The 18,598-nt window shown below is 68.6% G+C and carries 15 protein-coding genes; 10 read left to right on the top strand and 5 right to left on the bottom strand.

The annotated features are described in order from the left end of the window. Window positions 1-79 precede the first annotated feature (79 nt). On the top strand, window positions 80-1,096 hold the full coding sequence (locus ABD768_RS29645) for a LacI family DNA-binding transcriptional regulator (RefSeq protein WP_344846157.1): 1,017 nt from the start codon (window positions 80-82) through the stop codon (window positions 1,094-1,096). Window positions 1,097-1,102: 6 nt separating this feature from the next. On the opposite strand, the gene ABD768_RS29640 is transcribed toward ABD768_RS29645, so the two are convergent. Then, entirely contained in the window at window positions 1,103-2,683 is a 1,581-nt protein-coding gene (locus tag ABD768_RS29640) for a hypothetical protein (RefSeq protein WP_344846154.1), read from the bottom strand. Between the two features lie 202 nt (window positions 2,684-2,885). Between ABD768_RS29640 and ABD768_RS29635 the strand changes: the two genes are divergently transcribed. After that, window positions 2,886-3,668, top strand: a complete 783-nt coding sequence (locus ABD768_RS29635) for a hypothetical protein (protein ID WP_344846152.1) — start codon at window positions 2,886-2,888, stop codon at window positions 3,666-3,668. On the opposite strand, the gene ABD768_RS29630 is transcribed toward ABD768_RS29635, so the two are convergent. Then, window positions 3,647-4,438, bottom strand: a complete 792-nt coding sequence (locus ABD768_RS29630) for a hypothetical protein (RefSeq protein WP_344846150.1) — start codon at window positions 4,436-4,438, stop codon at window positions 3,647-3,649. The two genes, ABD768_RS29635 and ABD768_RS29630, sit on opposite strands and share 22 nt — an antisense overlap. A gap of 67 nt (window positions 4,439-4,505) precedes the next feature. Here ABD768_RS29630 and ABD768_RS29625 point away from each other — a divergent pair, with 67 nt between their 5' ends. The 5 genes from ABD768_RS29625 (at window position 4,506) to ABD768_RS29605 (ending at window position 7,556) form a co-directional block, all read left to right on the top strand. Then, on the top strand, window positions 4,506-5,006 hold the full coding sequence (locus ABD768_RS29625) for a MarR family winged helix-turn-helix transcriptional regulator (protein WP_344846147.1): 501 nt from the start codon (window positions 4,506-4,508) through the stop codon (window positions 5,004-5,006). Window positions 5,007-5,077: 71 nt separating this feature from the next. After that, window positions 5,078-5,278, top strand: coding sequence for a hypothetical protein (locus ABD768_RS29620; RefSeq protein ID WP_344846144.1), 201 nt, complete (start codon window positions 5,078-5,080; stop codon window positions 5,276-5,278). Beyond that, window positions 5,271-6,092 carry a GNAT family N-acetyltransferase gene (locus ABD768_RS29615; protein WP_344846141.1) on the top strand — a complete coding sequence of 274 codons (822 nt, stop codon included), beginning with the start codon at window positions 5,271-5,273 and terminating at the stop codon, window positions 6,090-6,092. The genes ABD768_RS29620 and ABD768_RS29615 overlap by 8 nt, the downstream gene beginning before the upstream one ends. Before the next feature lie 12 nt (window positions 6,093-6,104). Next, window positions 6,105-7,061 carry a LuxR C-terminal-related transcriptional regulator gene (locus tag ABD768_RS29610; protein ID WP_344846138.1) on the top strand — a complete coding sequence of 319 codons (957 nt, stop codon included), beginning with the start codon at window positions 6,105-6,107 and terminating at the stop codon, window positions 7,059-7,061. 105 nt (window positions 7,062-7,166) lie between these two features. After that, window positions 7,167-7,556, top strand: a complete 390-nt coding sequence (locus ABD768_RS29605; RefSeq protein WP_344846135.1) for a YciI family protein — start codon at window positions 7,167-7,169, stop codon at window positions 7,554-7,556. 72 nt (window positions 7,557-7,628) lie between these two features. On the opposite strand, the gene ABD768_RS29600 is transcribed toward ABD768_RS29605, so the two are convergent. Beyond that, window positions 7,629-8,411 carry an SGNH/GDSL hydrolase family protein gene (locus tag ABD768_RS29600; RefSeq protein WP_344846133.1) on the bottom strand — a complete coding sequence of 261 codons (783 nt, stop codon included), beginning with the start codon at window positions 8,409-8,411 and terminating at the stop codon, window positions 7,629-7,631. 94 nt (window positions 8,412-8,505) lie between these two features. Between ABD768_RS29600 and ABD768_RS29595 the strand changes: the two genes are divergently transcribed. Beyond that, entirely contained in the window at window positions 8,506-8,943 is a 438-nt protein-coding gene (locus ABD768_RS29595; protein WP_344846129.1) for a cupin domain-containing protein, read from the top strand. A gap of 198 nt (window positions 8,944-9,141) precedes the next feature. After that, window positions 9,142-12,111, top strand: coding sequence for a sacsin N-terminal ATP-binding-like domain-containing protein (locus tag ABD768_RS29590; RefSeq protein ID WP_344846127.1), 2,970 nt, complete (start codon window positions 9,142-9,144; stop codon window positions 12,109-12,111). On the opposite strand, the gene ABD768_RS29585 is transcribed toward ABD768_RS29590, so the two are convergent. After that, window positions 12,108-13,904, bottom strand: coding sequence for an AfsR/SARP family transcriptional regulator (locus ABD768_RS29585; RefSeq protein WP_344846125.1), 1,797 nt, complete (start codon window positions 13,902-13,904; stop codon window positions 12,108-12,110). The two genes, ABD768_RS29590 and ABD768_RS29585, sit on opposite strands and share 4 nt — an antisense overlap. Window positions 13,905-13,989: 85 nt before the next feature. Further along, window positions 13,990-14,817 carry a class I SAM-dependent methyltransferase gene (locus ABD768_RS29580; RefSeq protein WP_344846122.1) on the bottom strand — a complete coding sequence of 276 codons (828 nt, stop codon included), beginning with the start codon at window positions 14,815-14,817 and terminating at the stop codon, window positions 13,990-13,992. Between the two features lie 218 nt (window positions 14,818-15,035). Here ABD768_RS29580 and ABD768_RS29575 point away from each other — a divergent pair, with 218 nt between their 5' ends. Continuing rightward, window positions 15,036-18,581, top strand: coding sequence for a DUF4132 domain-containing protein (locus ABD768_RS29575; protein WP_344846120.1), 3,546 nt, complete (start codon window positions 15,036-15,038; stop codon window positions 18,579-18,581). The last annotated feature ends 17 nt before the right edge of the window (window positions 18,582-18,598 follow it).

Here is an 18,598-nt window from a genome sequence, read left to right as displayed (position 1 = left end):
CGGCCTGTGGGCAGCGGGCCGCCGTACCTGTGGATATCTCGATGAGGGGGAGAGCTTGACGCAGCTACGATCCGGTGCCATGAACAGCAATCGGCCGACTCTGGAAGACGTCGCCAAGGCGGCAGGCGTCTCCCGTGCCACCGCGTCGCGGGTGATCAACGGCGTGCTGACCGTCGATCCCGCGATGCAGTCGAAGGTCGAGGCGGCGGTGCGGACCACCGGGTACGTCCCGAACACAGCGGCCCGGTCGCTGGTCACCCGGAAGGCAGGCGCGATCGCCCTGGTGATCTCCGGCTCGGACGGCTCGGCCGAACAGGTCCTGGGCGACCCGTTCTTCGGCCGGATCACGTCTGGGGTGGTGAAGAGTTTGCTGCCGCAGAAGGTCCACCCGACGCTGGTACTTGCCGACTCGGACGCGGCTCGCGCGGACGCGGTCGCCTACGTCCGCCAGGGCAAGGCCGATGGCGCCCTGCTCGTCTCCACCCACTCCGACGACACCCTGCCCGGCCTGTTCGTCGACGCCGGCATCCCAGCCGTCCTCTTCGCTCGCCCCGGCCGCGACGTACCGATCAGCTACGTCGACCTGGCCCACGAACGCGGCGCCGCACTGGCCGCCGACCACCTGGTCGCCCGTGGCTGCCGCCGAGTAGCCACCATCGCCGGTCCCAGCGACGTCCCCGCCGCGCAAGACCGCCTCACCGGCTTCCGCCACGCCATGGCCCGGCACGGCCAGGCGTACGTCCCCGTTGCCAAAGGCAACTTCACCCGCGAAAGCGGCGAACAGGCAATGCTGGAACTCCTGGCAGCCCACCCCGACCTCGACGGAATCTTCGCCGCCAACGACCTGATGGCTACTGGCGCACTGAAGATCCTCCAGTCCCACCACCGCTCCGTCCCCGCCGACGTAGCAGTAGTCGGCTTCGACGACAGCGAACCAGCCCACTCCACCCGCCCCCAACTGACCACAGTCGCCCAACCAGTAGAAGAAATGGCCGCCGAAATGGCCCGAATCCTCCTGACCCACATCGAAGACCCAACCCTCCCGCCGACCTCCGTGATCTTCGACCCCCACCTCGTCCCCCGAGAATCAGCCTGAGTGCTCTCAGAGTTGGGCGCTGGCGGTGATGTGAGCTGGTTGGTTCTGCCACCAGGCGGCGGCGGCTCGGACGGGGGGCGGGGTGGTGGGGTCGGTTTTCAGGCGGCGGAGGGGGGATTGGTTTCCGGTGACGCCGGCGCTGTAGGCGAGGCCGCGGAGGGCGGCGACGCTGGTCTTGCTTCTGGTGCGGCGCCAGTCGGCCAGGTGTTTGCTGATGGCGCTGTCCCACCAGGAGTTCGGTGGGAGACCGGCCAGGTGGCCGAGGGCGTAAGCGGCAGCGGAGACCGTCGGTCCGGGCAGGCCATCGGCCAGCACGATTCGTTCGATCAGCCCGCGTTCCGGGCGGCCGCCCATCATGCGGAGCGCGGACAGCAGCGTGCCGGACCGCTCAGGGTCGCCCGTGAGCGTACGGCCGCGCCTGAGTTCCGCCGACAGGGCTCGGGCGATCCCCGCGCGATAAGGACTGGCGGCGATCAGCATGGAGACTTCGAGCCGGGCCTCCTCCGACGGGTCGAACAGCAACTCCTCGACCAGCTGCGGAAACACGTCATCGGTAAAGCTCTCAGGAGCAGTCGGCAGGGCCGCCGCGGACGCATGCGCGACGCGCTGAGCCGCCAGCGAAACAGGTTCGCGGATGCCGTACTGCCGACCGCCGTAGCCGATCGCGACCGGCCCGGCCAGCGTCCACAACGCCTGCAGGATGTCTTCCGCCATCAACCCGAGCGGGCCACCGGCGGCAGCGATCTCGCGCAGCGTCCGGGTAGCTTGATGGCGTTGATCGGGGTTGAGCTGCTTCAGGGTGGCGGCCTCGAAGAGTGCGGACAAGGTGCCCCACAGCGCGCGATCATCGGTCGGATTCGCCAACTGGCGCAGGAGGACGGAGATGGAGTCGCGGTGATTGCTGTGCCCCAGCGCGGCCACGGTCGAGATCATCACCTGGTTGTTGCGATCGGCCGCTGCGACCGCGCAGGCGTCGATCAGTTCGCCCTGCGCGGCTGGATGAGCAAGAAGCCGGTTCACCGCTTCGTACCGCTGAAGCCATGACTGCCCACAGGCGACGAGCATCTCTGCGAGCAGGCGTTGGGCGATCTCCCGCCAGGTGCGGCCAGGCAGGTACGCCGCCGGCCGCGTCGCCAGCAGTTCGGTGAAGCCGTCCCAGTCGGAGCCACTCATCACGGCCGGGCCGCAGACGCGATCGAGGTAGGCGTCCAGCCGCCGATCGAGGGTGCGGGGTTCGACGCGATGGTCCCGGGTCAGTGCGGGCGCGGACTCGATCACCGGCCGGTTCGCCCGGATCTCGTAGTCGAAGGCGGCGACCAGGCGGCCGGGGGAGAGCTCCAGTAACTCCTCGTACCGCCGAACGGCCGAGTGTGGGATCGCCGAGCCGCCGGTTTCCCACCGGTAGATGGTCGACGGGTTGATCGATCGCGGATCCCGGCCACTCGGCCAGGCAGCGGCGAACTTGGTCCGTACGGTGAACTCCTGCTGCGTACCCAGCAAGCGATTGACCCGCAGAAGCCAGGCAAGCCGATGACGCAGCGTCAGTCGCGGAGTCGGCGCAGATCCAGCGGATCGGTCGCTCGGCATAGAGGCCCCCCTCGTAAACCAGCCTAAGGACTAGCACGTCCCATAACGTTCTGCAACGGCCTGTGCGCAACCAGCCGCCCACGCACAACCACCCCAGCCGACCTGCCGCCCCCTTCACCCTGGAGACCCGGGGGGAGGCAAGGCAGGTCCCCCGACGACCTGCCTTGCCGGGGCGTTCATGAGCAGAGAGATGGGGTTGGGAATGGATGTAGTGGTTGGCTTTCTCGTTGCCTGGGCGGCGGGAAAGGCGCGGCGGGTGGCGAAGATCGTCGACGGGTTGACCGACGACGCGCTGGACGCGGCGGGCGAACGGGTCTGGAAGGTGGTGGCACCCAAGTTGGGTGTCGATCCGTCGATCCAGCGACTCACTGCCGAGGCGCGCGACGCGGGCGAGGCGACGCCGGGCGCCCGCGCGGACGCAGTACGGGCGTTGCAGGCGGCAGCTGCTGCCGACCCGCACTTCGCGGCCGAGTTGGCAGCCGCGTTGCCGGCGGCGGAGCGCTCTGCGAGCACGCCGTCGAACTCCGGCGTCATCGCGACGGGTAACACGGTCGGCCGGAACCTGAAGATCGACAACAGCAGTACGTTCGTCAACAAGGTCCGGCAGAACCCGTTCTACGCCATCCTCGCGCTGGCGGTGCTCGCCCTGGTCGTCTGGGGACTCTCGTCGGCGTTCGGCGGACCTGCCCAGGCTGACGCGAGCACGGTCGTCGGCAACTGGACCGCGTCCGACGGTACCGGCAGCAAATCCTTCAGCGCGGACGGCCAGTGCGACGGCGTCTTCTACGACCAGGGCAAGCCGCTCGACATCGGCGGACCGATGTCCTGCGTCCTGTCCGAGAAACCGGACAGCAACGGCCTCTACACCCTGCGGGTGACCCAGAGCATGAACAAGGCCACCTACAAACTCCGCTTCGACTCCAAGGACCACGCCACGGTCTTCGACTCCGCCGGCCGGAAACTCTACGAACTCGAACGCTTCTGATCGTTGGTGAGGGCGGCGGATTGGGCTTGGAGCCAGGGGAGGGATGCTTGGTGGGACCAGCGGTTTACCTCGGTGGCTAGGGCTTTGGAGGCGGCTGGGTTGCCTTCGTCGCGGGCTAGTACTGCTAGGAGGGTCTGCTGGGCGAGGGTGCCGAGGAGGTGGCCGATCTTCTGGCGGAGTTCGGTTGAGCGCTCCCAGTGGATTCGGGCCAACGGGAGGTCGCCGGCGGTGTGGGCGTGGTCGCCCAGGTGACGGAGGGCCAGGGAGATCAGGAGGTCGTCGGCGGAGCGCTCGCCCAGGTCGAGTGCGGTGGTGTAGGCGGCGAAGGCGGCCTCGGGTTGTTCCAGGAGGTTGTCGGCGATGACGCCTGCATAGAAGTGGGCGTGGCCGGAGCGGCTGCCGGCGGGAGCGGTTTTGGCGAGGTGAGCGGCTCGCTCCGCGAGGTCGGCGCCGGAGTCGCGGTCAGCAGCCAAGAGAGCTACGCCGTACTCCTTCCGCAGCTGCAGGAACGCGAAATCCCAAGCAATAAAGGCATCCGGCGTCTCGGAGAGCGCTTCCGCCAGTACTACGAGACGCGGGCCGGCGTTGTCGGTCTGCTGAGCGAAGTCCTGGTCGACCGCCACCTCGGCCAAGGCGGCCGCGAGCGCGAGGCGTTCCTCGCCGGTGTCCGCTCGAGCGGCCGCGAGGAGTTGGGTGGCGTCGTCCCAGCGTCCTGCTCGCATCAGGCAGAGACCGGACCGGATGAGCGGAGAGAGCGCGATCTGTGTCATGCGACGGAGAGTATTTCGACATCGAAAGGTTTGACAACAAAGCTTCAGTCGCTGAATCATTCGGCTGGTGAAGGACTCGATCGACACGCACGTGGAGTTGTGGAGCCGAGAGCTCCCGGACATGGACCTCCGAGTGGAGGGGATCGCCACCCGGTTGCAGGCGCTCGGGCGCTACCTCGACCGCCGGCGCGACGCAGTACTGGCTGGGCACGGCCTGCAGTGGTGGGGCTTCAAGACGCTCCACATGCTGCGCCGCGGCGGAGCGCCGTACCAATCGACGCCCGGACGACTGGCCACCCAGCTCGGCCTGTCCCCGGCCGCGATGACGAACCGGCTGGATGCGCTCGAGCGGATGACGTACGTCGCCCGCCATCACGACCGCGACGACCGCCGCAAGGTCGTCGCCACCCTCACCGACTCCGGGCTCAAGATCTGGCAACAGGCCCTCGGTGACATCACCCAGGTCGAGGTCGACCTGGTCAACCAGCTGTCCCCGGCCGACCAAGATCAGTTGACCGGCTTGCTCCGGATTCTCGTTCTCACAACTGAGCAGCAAGAAAATGTATAGATCCACGCGACGGCTCCGACCTGTGTTGTGAAGGCACCCGAACAGGGAGCCCGGAGCAGGAGCGTGAAGAGATGGAAGCGTTGAGTCTGGTCGTGAACAGCAAGATCATCGCCGACGATGTGCGGTGTTCTACGAGCGGGTATGACGAAGTACGGCGTACTGCGGAGGAAGCGCTGCGGGTCCGCCCGGTTCGCCGTCGACTGTGGAGTGCGGTTTGGCGCAATGTGTCCACGCGTGGACCTCGTCTCGTGGCACAGTCCTCGGGTGACTGAAGGAATCAACGCTGAACTCAAGACAGACCGGGCCGCGAAGCTGCTGGCGGCGTACGACGACCAGCTGCGCGGCGGCGCCGAGTCGGCCGACGTACCGACGAGCACGGACGGACCCGTCATCCGGGTCGAGTACCCGAACCGCGGATTCGTCAGCTACCGCTCTCTCGCCGGGCTCGACGGCGCCGAGCTGGATGCACTGATCGCTCGCCAGCGCGAGTACTTCGCAGCGAAGGGCCAGCCCGTCGAGTGGAAGACCCGCGGGCACGACCTGCCGGCCGACCTGACCGAGCGACTGACCGCGGCGGGGTTCGTGCCGGAGGAGCGCGAGACCGTCGTCATCGCCGAGAGCGCCGACATCGTCGCGCGACTGTCGGGTCGTGACACGGTCGACGGCGTGACGATTCGGCATACCGAGGACAAGGCCGACTTCGAGCGGATCGCCGCGATGGAGTCGACCGTCTGGGACCAGGACTGGTCCTGGCTCACCGACGACCTGGTACGCCGGCACGCCACCGGACTGACCGACATCTTCGTAGCGGAAGCGGACACGACCGGCGAGGTCGTCTCGGCAGCCTGGGCGGTCTACAAGAAGAACACCGACTTCACCGGTCTCTGGGGCGGCTCGACGCTCGCCGAGTGGCGGGGCAGGGGCATCTACAAGGCACTCGTCGCCGTCCGCGCCGCCCGGGCGGTCGAACTCGGCTACCGCTACCTCCAGGTCGACGCCTCCGACGACAGCTCCCCGATCCTCCAGCGACTCGGATTCCTCGCGGTCACCACCACGACTCCGTACGTCTATACCGCGAAGAACTGATACACAGGAGGGATGCACCAACTTCGCGCATTGGGCATCTCCGCCGAGGCCGAGGCGATCTACCTCGATCTGATGACGCGTGGTGCGTTGAGTGTCGAGGAGCTCACCCCGGGTGGCGATTGCGCGGCGGTGGAAGGGCCGTTGGGGGAGCTGGCCGCGATCGGGCTGATCGAGCGGGCCGATGGCAAGGTGTTGCCGCAACCGCCGCACCTCGCGATGGAGGCGCTGGCGCAGCGGCGTACGAGAGAGGCGGATCTCGCACGAGAGAGCGCTGCCTTGCTCTCCGATCTGTGGACCGCGGGGATCGGGCAGCAGACGTACGTCGAGTTGCTGCCGTCTGCCGAGACTGCGCGGGCCATGCTCAACCACGTGCAGGTCGACGTCCAGCAGCAGGTCCGGGCGATGACCGTGGGCAATCTCGCGTCGCCGGATCATCAGATCGTCGACGGGCTCTTCGATGCGCTCGGGCGCGGAGTCTCGTACGAGGTGATCTACGGGACGCGGGTGCTACAGGATCCGGCCGCGCTCCGGATGGTCCAGTTGTGCGTCGACGCGGGCGAGCAGGCGCGGGTGTTTCCGCAGGTGCCGCTCAATCTGACCATCGTCGACGACCGCTGGGCGCTGCTCTCGGCGCGGACCACGGCCGGCGAGATCACGAGTACCGCGGCGATGGTCGTGCATCACTCGCCGTTCCTGACCGGTCTGGTCGGGGTGTTCGACGCGTTCTGGCGGATGGCCGTGCCGATCACCAGCGGGACCGACACGAGCGACGCGGTCGGAGCGCCGTCGCTGGAGACGAAACGGTTGCTCACGTATCTGAGCGCCGGTCTCACCGACGAGTCGATCGCTCGCGAGTTCGGCGTCAGCGAGAGAACCATCGCTCGCCGGATCAGCCGGCTCCAGGAGACGCTGGGAGCACAGACCCGGTTCCAGCTCGGCGTACAGGCGTCGCGCCAGAAACTTCTCTAGCCCGGAAACCTGTCTGGACCAGAACCCTGTCGAGAACGCGGGATCGGTTCCGACGTAGCTGCTGAGCGACCCCGGTACGGGGACGGACGACAAGGAGTGGGACCGATGAAGTACATGCTGCTGATGCACTCGAACAAGCAGGGCTGGGACGACATGCCGAAGACCTGGTCGCAGGACGACCTCAAGGTGATGGTCGAGTACATGCACGAGCTGAACCGGGAGCTGCAGGCAGCCGGCGAACTGGTCGAGGCGCGCGGGCTCGAAGGTCCGGACAAGATGCGGACCTATCAGGCGCAGCCGGACGGCGAGCCGATCATCACCGACGGTCCCTTCAGCGAGACGAAGGAGGTGCTGGCGGGCTACTGGGTCGTCGACGTCGCCACCGACGAGCGCCTGCTGGAGATCGTCGATCGCATCTCAGTCTGCCCCGGCCCGGGCGGCCTACCGGTCTACCAGGCAGTCGAGATCCACCCCGAGGGCGTCGCCCCGGCGTGACCGGCGCCGCCCGCACCCCGGGCTGACCGAGCGGCAGCGGAGTTGGCCCAGAGGCAGCGGAGTTGCCGAAGGTCAGCGGAGTCTGGCGACGACCAGGTCGGCGACGGCGGCCATGCCGGCCGCCGTCGGGTGGTAGGGGACACCCCTGCCCGGGCCGAAGCGAAAGCCGGTGGTCCACGGCTCCGCCGATCCCACCGCATGTGAGCGCCCGGCCGCCGACGCCTCGACGAGGTCGGCGCCGGTCGCCTCCGCGGCGGTCGCGAACGCACCAGCCAGCCCGTCCGCCATCATCACGATGCTCGGCAACTGCTCTTCATTCAGCGGTACGTCGAGACGCGCCCGCGTACCCGGTCCGACCACGGTCAGGTAGTCGACCAGCACGACGCGACTCCGGGGAGCGCGTTCCCGGACCGTGTTGACGATCTCGGTGAGCGACGCGGCGACCGCGGCGTACTCGCCCGGCTCCTTGAGGTAGCTGACCCGCGCCCGGATCCGGTTGGCCACCCGCCGGCCGAGCAGGGTCGCCGGCTTGGCCAGCGTGTTCATCATGCTGCCCCGGATGAAGGTACCGATGTACTCCAGATCATTGCCTCCGGCCGTGATCGTGACGAGTGCCGTATCGGGGCCGACGGCATCGATCTGCGGCGGCGCCTCGTCCTGCCGTTCGCGCAGGATGTGCGCCGTCGTCGCGCCGGAGTAGGTGACGTCGGTCAGCTCCAGACCCAGCGCCTCGGCCACCAGCTGCGGGTAGTTCCGGCCGGAACGCCCAGCAGCTTTGTCCACGATCGGCTTGATTCCGGGGCCGGCGGCGAACGAACTGCCCAAAGCGACATAGCGACTGCCAGCGGTGATCACGCGCCGACGATACCTGGCACGATGAATTGTCACAGCCTGTCCGGCTGTGCTGTCACTGTTGTGACCAACCCCTGCGAAGAAAGGAAACACACCCATGCGTGGAGCCACTCGGGGAATCCGCCGGACCGCGCTGGCCGGCATCGCCGCGGCCGGCCTGGCCCTGGTGCCCGCCGTCGCGGACGCCACCCCCGGCTCGGGCGTGACCGGCAAGATCATCAGCCAGACCACGGTCGGCGACACCGACTACATCCTGCGTGAGGTCACCATTCAGCCCGGCGGCAAGACGGGCTGGCACTTCCACGACGGCACGCTGTACGCCTTCGTTGCCCAGGGCACGCTCACTCACCCGGACGCGTCCTGCGAGCCGACCGTCTACAAGACCGGCGCCGCCTTCGTCGAACCCAGCGGTGCGGACCACACCCACATCGGCCTGAACCTCGGCAAGAAGCCCGTCGTCCTGGAGGTCCTGTACGTCCTCCCGCACGGCGCTCCGCTCTCCGAAGACGCCCCCAACCCGGGCTGCGACTTCTAGCTAGGTGACCCGGAAGGGCGGGCGATCCCTGCCCTTCCGGGACCTTTCGCGATCCGCCCGGGCAGTTGTCGAACCGGCCGCTCCACGTCGTACCGCCGGACCATCCGCCGCCTGACCACCTCTTGAAATTCCATCCAGCGAACCCAGTGGCCCGGTCCCGCTGCTGCGACGGGATTGTCCACCGGCATACTCCTCCGGGTGAATGACGAGTTCGGGGTTGGCGGGATCAGAGAGCGCGTGCTGGCTGCGTGGGCGGCGGCACCGGTTCGGTTCAGGGAGGATACCAACGCCGAGGAGGATCTGGCGCTCGGCGGATACCTCGATCGAGTAGTGGTCGAGCTCGCCCAGAACGCGGCGGATGCGGCGGCCCGGGCGGGTGTGCCGGGGCGAGTTCAGTTCTCTCTGAGTGCTGGGACGCTGGTCGTTTCCAACACCGGTACGCCGTTGAGCGCCGAAGGTGTCGAGTCGCTGGCGACCCTGCGCGCGTCGGCCAAGAGGGACGACTCGGACAGCGCTGTCGGGCGGTTCGGAGTCGGCTTCTCGGCCGTCCTGGCGGTGACCGACGAGCCGGTGATCCTGTCGCGCACCGGCGGCGTCCGTTTCTCCCGCGCCGACACCGCGGCCGCCGTCGCCGCGACCGGTGAGCCCGGATTGGCGACCGAGGTCCGCCGGCGCGATGGTCAAGTGCCCGTACTGCGGCTGCCGTTCGAAGCGGAAGGCGAACCGCCCGCGGGCTACGACACCGCCGTAATCCTCCCGCTCCGCGACGAAGCAGCGATCGAACTCGTACGCCGCCTGCTCGGCGAAGCCGACGATGCCCTGCTGCTCGCCTTGCCCGGCCTGGAGCGGATCGAACTCGACATCGAAGGGTCGGTCCGCGTCCTCACCGACGCCGAGTCCCGCTGGCACGTCCAGCGAGCATCCGGTGTCCTCAGTGACGAGGACAGAGAGCGCTTACTCGCGGACCGCCCCACCGAGGAACGCTCCCGTCCGTACTGGTCAGTCCTCTGGGCGCTGCCGAGGGAGGCTGCTGAACTACCTGGTGTCGTGCATGCGCCGACCCCGACGGATGAAGCGCTCTCTCTTCCTGCGTTGCTGTTGGCAACCTTTCCGCTGGACCCCTCGCGACGGCACGTTGCCGCCGGTCCGTTGACCGACCGCCTCGTGGCGGAGGCAGCGACGGCCTACGCGGAACTCCTCCGCGCCCGCGCCGAGGACGGAGCGAACGTCCTCCCGCTGGTCCCGATCGGCCTCGCCGCCGGAGCGCTGGACCGCGCTGTCCGGGAGGCGATCCTCAAGGCTCTGCCCGGTACGCCGCTCGTCCGCGCCGTCGAGGACGGCACCTTGCTGCAACCTCGCGAAGCCGTCGTCGTCGAGGGCTCGGACGATGCCTTCAATGTCGTGCTCGCGCCGATCGTGCCCGGCCTGATCGCCGCACCGCGTCAGGACCGGACCGCGCTCGACGCCCTCGGTGTTCGTCGGCTCGACCTCGCCGATCTCATCGACCAGCTCGGCTCGGCTGCTGCGACGGAGTCTCCGGCGTGGTGGCACAACGTCTATGGAGCGCTCTCGGCGATGGTCACCGAGCCGTTGCTCCGCGAGTCCCTCGGCACCCTTCCCGTCCCACTGGCCGACGGTCGATTGGTCCGCGGAGTCCGCGGCCTGCTCCTGCCCGGCAACGAGCTGACGGCCGACGTACTGGCGATCTTCGGCGAGTACGGCGTACGCGTCGTGCACCCCGAGGCAGTGCACCCGTCGCTGGAACGCCTCGGAGCGCTCCCCATGTCGCCGCGCGCCCTGCTGGAGGACAACGCCGTCCGAGCCGCCGTCGAACACGCCGCCGAAGCCGATGACCCCGACGTCATCGCCGAGGCCGTGCTCACCGTCGTCGCGGCAGACGTCTCGCAGGCCGAGGGCCTGTGGTGGCTGTCCGACCTCGTACTACGAGACGCCACCGGCGAGCTGGTCCCCGCCAACGCGCTCGTCGTCGCCGGCTCCGACGCAGCCGCAGTACTCGACGACGAAGAGGTCGCACCGATCGACAACGCGCTCGTCGAGCGTTTCGGACTGCCCGCGTTGCAGGCGATCGGCGTCTTGAGTTCGCTCGGGACCGTCTCGGCCGCCGACGTCACGCTCGACGAGCTGCCCGAGGCGCTGGCCGATCTCGACGGGATCGAGGACTGGGCCGACGACGTGGCGCCGGACGGCTCGCGATTCGGGGCGACTGTGGGGGAGTTGCTCGCGGTACGCGACCTGGACTGGATCGTCGACGATGCCTGGCCGCGCGTGCTCGAACTCTTCGGCTCGTCGCCCGACCTTCGCCGCGCACTGGTCGAGACGGTGCGTGTCGTCGGACCGGACGATCGCCCGCATGGCGCGTTGTCCTACCCGGCCTGGTGGATCAGAGAGCGCGTTCTGCTCGAAGACGGCGAGCCATTGGCGGGCCGGGCAGATCCGGCCGCCGACCCGATCCTCGCGAGCTTCCTCGATGCCGCACCTGAGTGGACGGCTCGGCTGGACCCAGAGGTGCGGACCGCGGTCGGTCTGGTCCGCGTGGTCAGTGACCTGGATGCAGCCGGCGTCGAGCTGTTGCTGGACCGGCTCGCGGATCCCGGGCGTGAGGTCGAAGAGAGCGCGATCTTGCGGCTGTGGAGTCAGCTTGGCCTTCATGAGGCCTATCCGGGGGAGACGCCGGACGACGTTCGCGTACTGGACGGCAGCGGGGTCACCACCGTGATGAACGCCGGTGACGCGGTCGTCGCCGATGCGCCGATGTGGTTGCAGCGTGGGGATCTGGGCGGTTTCGTGGTCGCTTCCGGAGCTGCCGCGGATGGGTTGAGCGATCTGCTCGACGTACCGATGGCCGGCGAGGTCGCTGACGGCAAGATCGACAGCGAAGGGACCGAGGCCGACGTACCGGACCTCGTGCGCGAGCTCGTCCCCGAAGCGCCGGACACCTGGTGGGAACACGAGGAGCTGACCGTCGACGGCGTCGACGTCTCCTGGTGGGTCGACGAGGACAAGAGCCCGCACGCCGCCACCTTCGACGGCCTGGCCAAAGCCCTCGCCTGGTCCTCCGGCCGCTGGGACCAACGCCACGTCATCCGAGCAGTCCTCTCCGAACCGGACCGCTCCAGCGAACTCCGCCTCGACGCAACCTTCGACTAGTGGATCAACAGATCAGTCAGGGCGGGATTGTCGATCTCCGCGCTCAGCAAGCGCGCCGAAGCTGCCGCCGACGAGTCGCCGAGTCGGGCCTGGTGCAGCTTGGCGCGCACCATCAGCTCTCGCATATCGCAGCGTGCCGCCAGGGCAGCCAGTTGCGCCACCAACGGCCGGGCACGCTCGGCATCGTCGCGCGCCAACGCCGTCGTACAGGCTGCATCGAGCACATGGCCATGGACCCATTGATAGCGATCAGGTTCGCGTGCCGCCCGGCTCGCCGCCTGCGTGAGCCACTCGGTCGCCCCTGCATGATCGCCACGATCGGCGCTCAGTAGCCCGAGTCCGCGCCCCGCCATCCCTTCCCAGCAAGGGTCGTTGAGCTGGCACCCGAGCACCCACGCCTGCTCGAACCCATCGGCGGCTGCGTCGAGATCACCGGCGTACAGGTCGAGTTCGGCGTTGAGCGCCTGCGGCCAAGGCAGGAAGGCGATCCAGCGTTCCTGCCGGACCAGGTCGAGCGACTCCTGCACGATCGAAGCGGCCTGGCTGTACTCCGCGCGCAGCAGCCGCGCCCGGCCCATGATCGACAACGACCAAGCCTGCTGCCGCCGATCCCCACACCGCGCGGCCGTTTCGACCGACTCTCCCAAATGCGCGAAGGCGGCCGGATAGTCGCCCTGATCCGACGAGTTCATTCCCAGTACGCCGAGAATCGCCGCGTGCTCCTCATCGGTCTCAGCCAGCCGCTGTGCGCGAGCCAGCCAACTGCGAGCCGTCTGCCGCCGACCAGCCTGTACCTCGACGAATCCGAGCTGTCGATGAGCGAGCACCGACGTACTCCGGTCACCCGCTTGCTCGGCGACCAGGATCGCCTCGTGCAAGACGATCGCGCCTTCCTCGTCGTGGCCGCGGATGGCGTGCACGAGAGCGCCGCCGAGTGCCGCGAGAGCGCGACCTCGCAAGGCGTCGTCGCGACAGTGTTCAGCCTCAGAGACCGCTCTCCGAAGACACTGGATACCGGCGTCGACCGCTCCTGCCGCAATCGCCGCCCGACCCGCCTCCAACTGGCTCGCCGCTGCCGCCCGTCCGCCCAGAGCCGGACCAGCGATCCGGCCGGGCCCGACCTCGGACGCCTCTCGCAATGCGGCGGACGCTTCCAATCCGAGCTCACGCCGGAGAAGGTCTTCGCAGACGGCGATCTGCCGGAGTGCGGCCGTCCGGTTCCCCGAGATTGCGAGGCTGCGCACCAGGAGTTCGTGGTTGCCCTGCTCCAGCGGATTCAGTGCCACAGCTTTTGACGCATAGGCGATGGCGTCACTCGCTCGGCCGCCGGCCACCAGTGACACAGCGGTCTCCCGGAGTCGTCCCTCGATCGCAGCAGAGAGCCGGTGCCGCTCGACCAGCAACCAGGACTCGAACTCCGGGCAGGAAGGAAGCTCCACCCCATCAAGCAGCTCACCATTGAAGTCCAGCAACGGCGCCGGATCCGCCGAGTCCTCAGTGACCACAAGGACATCCGCAGATGTGTCCAGTCCGAGCGTCAGCACCAGCGGATCGCCAGTGATGACGTCACCGCCGCCCAGTGCTCGCCGCAGCTCCGCCAACGACCAGCGCAAGGCGCCGAGCGGGTCGTCCGCGTCAGCGAACAGCAGCTCCGCCAACCGCTTGCGGCTCGGCGGCCGGTCGGCGAGTAGGAGGTAGGCAAGCAGAGCCCAGGTCTTCCGCCCGCGCGGTGGACGCACAACGCCACCGGCCTGCTCGATCGCAGGCGCCCCCAGCAACCTGATCTTGCTCATACAGCCAAACCCCCTCCCCGAACCTCAGTGTGGCGCACCGCCCGCCCCCGGGCGAGTGCCCAGCCGATGCGCCACAAGAGTCACCTCAGCGCCTGATGCCGACTGCTTCCAGGTACTCCGCGTAGGCCGCGACCGTGCCGTCCTCGGCCTGGTTGAACTTGCGCGCCACCTCGGCCAGGTCAGCCGCGAAGGCTGCCAGGTCGGCTTCGGACAGCGTCCCGGCCAGCTTGGTGATCGGGCCGTAGTACAGCCGGAACCACTCCGAGAAGTGCTCAGGCGAGTGATACCGGAACACGAACGACCGCTTGGTCAGCCCGGCCCACTCGACCCGATCCCCGAACAGCCCGTTCAGGTACTCCTCGTCACCCCACAGCGTCGCCGGCTTGACTCCGGCCGGCGGCGGCGCCCACTTGCCGACCGTACGGAACAGATCCCCGATCATCCCCGTCGGCGTCCAGCTGGCCAGCGCGATCTTGCCGCCCGGCTTCGTCACCCGGCACAGCTCGTCCGCTGCCCGCTGATGATCCGGCGCGAACATCACCCCAACCGTGCTCCCTACCAGGTCGAACGTCGAGTCCGGCACCGGCAGCTCCTCCGCGTCACCCTCCAGGAAGATCACCGGCAGGTGCTCGGCCTCCGCCCGCTCCCGCCCCTGCTCGAGCAGGTTCACCGCGTAGTCGACCCCCGTCGCGTCAGCGAACCGCCGGGCCGCCGCGAGCGCCACATTCCCTTGCCCACAAGCGACATCGAGAACCGTCTGACCGGCCCGCACGTCCGCCGCCTCGACGAGCAGCTCGGCGATGATCTGCAGCGTGTTGCCGACCCGGGGATAGTCCCCGGTCTCCCAGCCAGCCCGCTGCTTGGCCTTGATCGCCCCGAAATCAACCGCCGTCCCCGAAACTTCCGTACTCATCCACAGCTCCTCAGAAAAAACGAAACCGCGCCCCCCAGCGACGCCACCGCCCTTCGCGGTGTCCTCCGATCACACCAACTCACCGTGTGACGGCCCGTGTGAAGCCCCCGGTGACCCTGAGGCAAAGGACGATCACAAAAACTGTCCGGCGCTCCTGGTACTTATTTCCCTGCCAGCCTCCGGACCGGGGGACGGCGCGATCGGGGAGGGGTCTGGGGATGAACGACACCGGTGGGGGCACCGTGGCCGAGCCGGCCATGCGGGTGCCTGGCAAATGGCTGGCCGCGCTTCGCGAGCTGCTTGCCGGGCTGGACGGCGGTTCCGGACGCATCGCGGTTCCGGTCGAGGAGTACCTCCTGACCGGCTCACCGGAGTCGGCGGTCGACCTGGTCGTGGCCGAACCCGGGGCAGGGCAGATTCTCTACGTCCAGGGCATGCCTTTCTCGAGCGCGACGCTGATGGGCGCCGATCATCCGCTGGTGGCTCACGCGGCCGCCTTGCCTCTGGAGGTGCTCTATCGCTGGGCGCTGCTCGCCTACGCCCTCCTGTGGCCTGGCGCCCCGCGTCCGTTCGACCTCGAGGTAGCGGGTGCGACCCAGGTGGCGGAGTCCCTGCTGATCCACCTGACCCACCTGAACGGTGGATCGGAGACGTCTGTGACGGCCGCTCTGCCGGTCGACCACGAGCTGATGGAGGGGATGCTGGCGGCCGGGGGAGCGCCGCCCGCACAGCTGCTGGCCGATGCGTTCCACCCGTCCAGTACGAGGCTCAGCCGATTCAGTGTCCGCGCCCTCGAGGGGTATCCGGCGGCGATCGGCCGGTACCCCGAGGTGGTGCATGCCGCATTGACCGCCGATGACGTCGAGCAGCAGGTGGTCGCGCTCAAGATGCTGGAGCCGCTCGATGCTGACGTACTGCGGCCCTTCGCGGCGGAGCTGGCCGGGTTGGCCACGGCACCTCTCCAGCAGTTGCGCAACCATGCCAGGAAGCCGTTCGCCAGGGTCGCCGGGGCCGACTTGCTCAAGCCGTTGGTGACCGAGGGCGATCCGGCTCGGCGGTTCCGCGCCCTCGAACAGCTCTGGTCGGTCGGCGACACCGAAGCCCGCGAATGGGCCTTGGCCCAGGCGGCCGGCGATCGCTCGGCCCGGGTCCGGGGGCTGGTCGAGCGGTGGGAAACGGAGACAGCCGACGCGGAGTCCGCTGACCAGGAGTACCAGCGGTCGGTCAAGGCATCCGAGCGTCCGGTGATCGACTGGGCCGTGCCGGTCACCGACAAGCTGATGACAGCGCTGCGGGAGTTCTGGCATCAGGTGCAGGCTGATCCGGACGAGTTGGACGAGCTGGTCCGGGCCTTCGAGGCAGGGACACCGCCGGCCAGGATCCGCCGGGGCGCCGCGAGTAGAGGCGCAAGGCCGCAGGTCATCATCGAGTGGGATCTGCTGGCCGGCTCGCTGTTCGCCGAGCTGGGTCCGGCCGGACTCACCATCCTGGCCCATCATTTCGGCCTGCTGGTCGATGATCGGCCGTGGCTGCCGCTGCGAGCCGCCCCGCTGTACGAGGAGAGCCACCGTCGGACCGGCCGCCCGACCTTGCTCGAGGTGTCGACGATGCTCGACGAGATCGGCTTCGACGGTCCGGAGCTGGTGTTCGCTCAGTACCGGCTGGCCAAGCGGTGGGGAGAGCCGATGGGCGTGACCTGGCCGGACGAGAGTGTTGCGCCCTTCGTCCTGGCCAACCTGGATCTGGTCCTCACCGGGGTACCGATCGTTCACTCCTATCTGGACAAACGCGATCCTCTGCTGGCGTACCAGGCGTTGGGGACGTTGTCGCCGATGCCGCCCGTCGTGGTCGACAAGCTGTTCGCGCTGGCCGTAGGAAGCCGCACGACCGATCACGAGCCGGCCCAGCAGGCTCTGGCCAAGATGCCCGGCCTGAGCGACCGGATCGTGGCCGCGCTGAAAGACGGCAAGGCGGACGTTCGCAGCGCGGCGGCGCAGTGGTTGGGGCGGGTGGGGGATCCGGCAGTCGTGCCTGCTCTCGAGGCTGCCCTGCAGCGGGAGAGACACGACGTCACCAAAGGCGCTCTGCTGGACGCGATGCAGGTTCTTGGCCAGCCGATCGAGAAGTACTTCGGACACGCGGCGATCGTCGAGCAGGCGCTCGCCGCCAAGGCACTGCCGAAAAGCCTCGACTGGCTGCGCTGGGACGCGTTGCCGACCGTGCGGTGGGCCGATTCCGGCGATCCGGTCCCCGTCGAGGTGATCAAGTGGCTGGTCGGGCAAGGAGTGAAGGCGAAATCGCCGGAGCCGAACGTCATGCTGCGCAAGTACTGCGCGCTGTTCGGCGTGACCGACCGGGAGGCGCTCGGCCTGCGGTTGTTCGAGGCCTGGATCGCCGAGGACCTGGCTCCGAACTCGCCGGAGCGAGCGCTCGAACTGGCCGAGGAAGCCGCTCGGTACGCGATGTCCTACCAAGGTGGGACGAGCCTGCCCGAGCTGACCGCGGAGTACCTACCGCACTACCAGCGTCAGCCGGGTGGTTCCGCGGTCGGGACGAAGGGGCTGCTAGCCGTGGTGGCGGCGTGTGGCGGAGAGCAGCTGGCCGGCCTGGCCGGAGCGTACCTCAAGCAGTGGTACGGCCAGCGGGCCGCGCAGGGCAAGGCGTTGATCGCCATGCTCGGCTGGATCGACGAGCCGAACGCGACGCAGCTGATGTTGTCGATCGGTTCGCGGTTCCGGACCAAGAGCTTCCAGGAGGAGGCGGCCAAGCAGGCCCAGGCGCTGGCCGAGCGCAAGGGCTGGTCGGTCGGGGAGCTGGCCGACCGGACGATCCCGGCCGCCGGGTTCGAGGACGACGGGGTGATCGAGCTCAGCTACGGCGAGCGGGTCTTCACCGCGGTACTGCGGCCTGACCTCACGATCGAGCTGCGATCACCCGAGGGCAAGAAGATCAGCTCGCTGCCGGCGGCGCGACAGTCCGAGGACGAGGAACTGGTCAAGGCGGCCAAGAAAGCACTGACCCAGGCCCGTAAGGAGCTGAAGGCGATCGTCCAGCTCCAGGGACAGCGCCTGTACGAAGCGCTGTGCACCCAGCGCACCTGGCCGGCCGACGACTGGCAGCGCTATCTCAACGGACATCCGGTCGTCCGGTACCTGACCCAGCGACTCGCCTGGGTGGCGACGGCCGGCGAGCTGGTCACCGTCTTCCGGCCGCTCGACGACGGCACGCTGACCGACGTCGACGACAACGCGGTCGACCTCCCGGCGGATGCGGTCATCGCGATCGCGCACGACAGCTTGCTGGACCAAGGCACGGTCAAGGCCTGGCAGGATCACCTGGCCGACTACGAGGTGGTGCCGCTGTTCCAGCAGTTCGGCAAGGGGGTCTACGTGCTGCCCGAGGAGTTGTCGGCGCAGGCGGAGGTGACGGACTTCCGGGGCCATCTGCTGACGGCTTTCGCCCTGCGGGCCAAGGCCGGCAAGCTCGGCTACGCGCGCGGGCAGGGGCAGGACGGCGCCACGTTCTGGGACTACGAGAAGCGGTTCCCGACGCTCGGACTGACCGCGATCGTCGGGTTCACCGGTAACCAGTTGCCGGAGCGGGACAAGACGGTGGCGTTGACGACGCTGTCGTTCCGGCAGGCCGGGGAGGGCGGATCGCAGTCGACGCCGCGGCTGGCCGACGTACCAGCGGTGTTGTTGTCGGAGGCATACAACGACCTGCGGCTGATGGCTGCGGCCGGGACCGGGTTCGATCCGGCCTGAGAGAAGACGATCGGGGA

The sequence above is a fragment of the Kribbella ginsengisoli genome (assembly GCF_039537185.1).
Taxonomy (GTDB): domain Bacteria; phylum Actinomycetota; class Actinomycetes; order Propionibacteriales; family Kribbellaceae; genus Kribbella; species Kribbella koreensis.
Note: the sequence above shows the minus strand (reverse complement) of the source record. Positions and strands in the feature narration are given on the sequence as shown.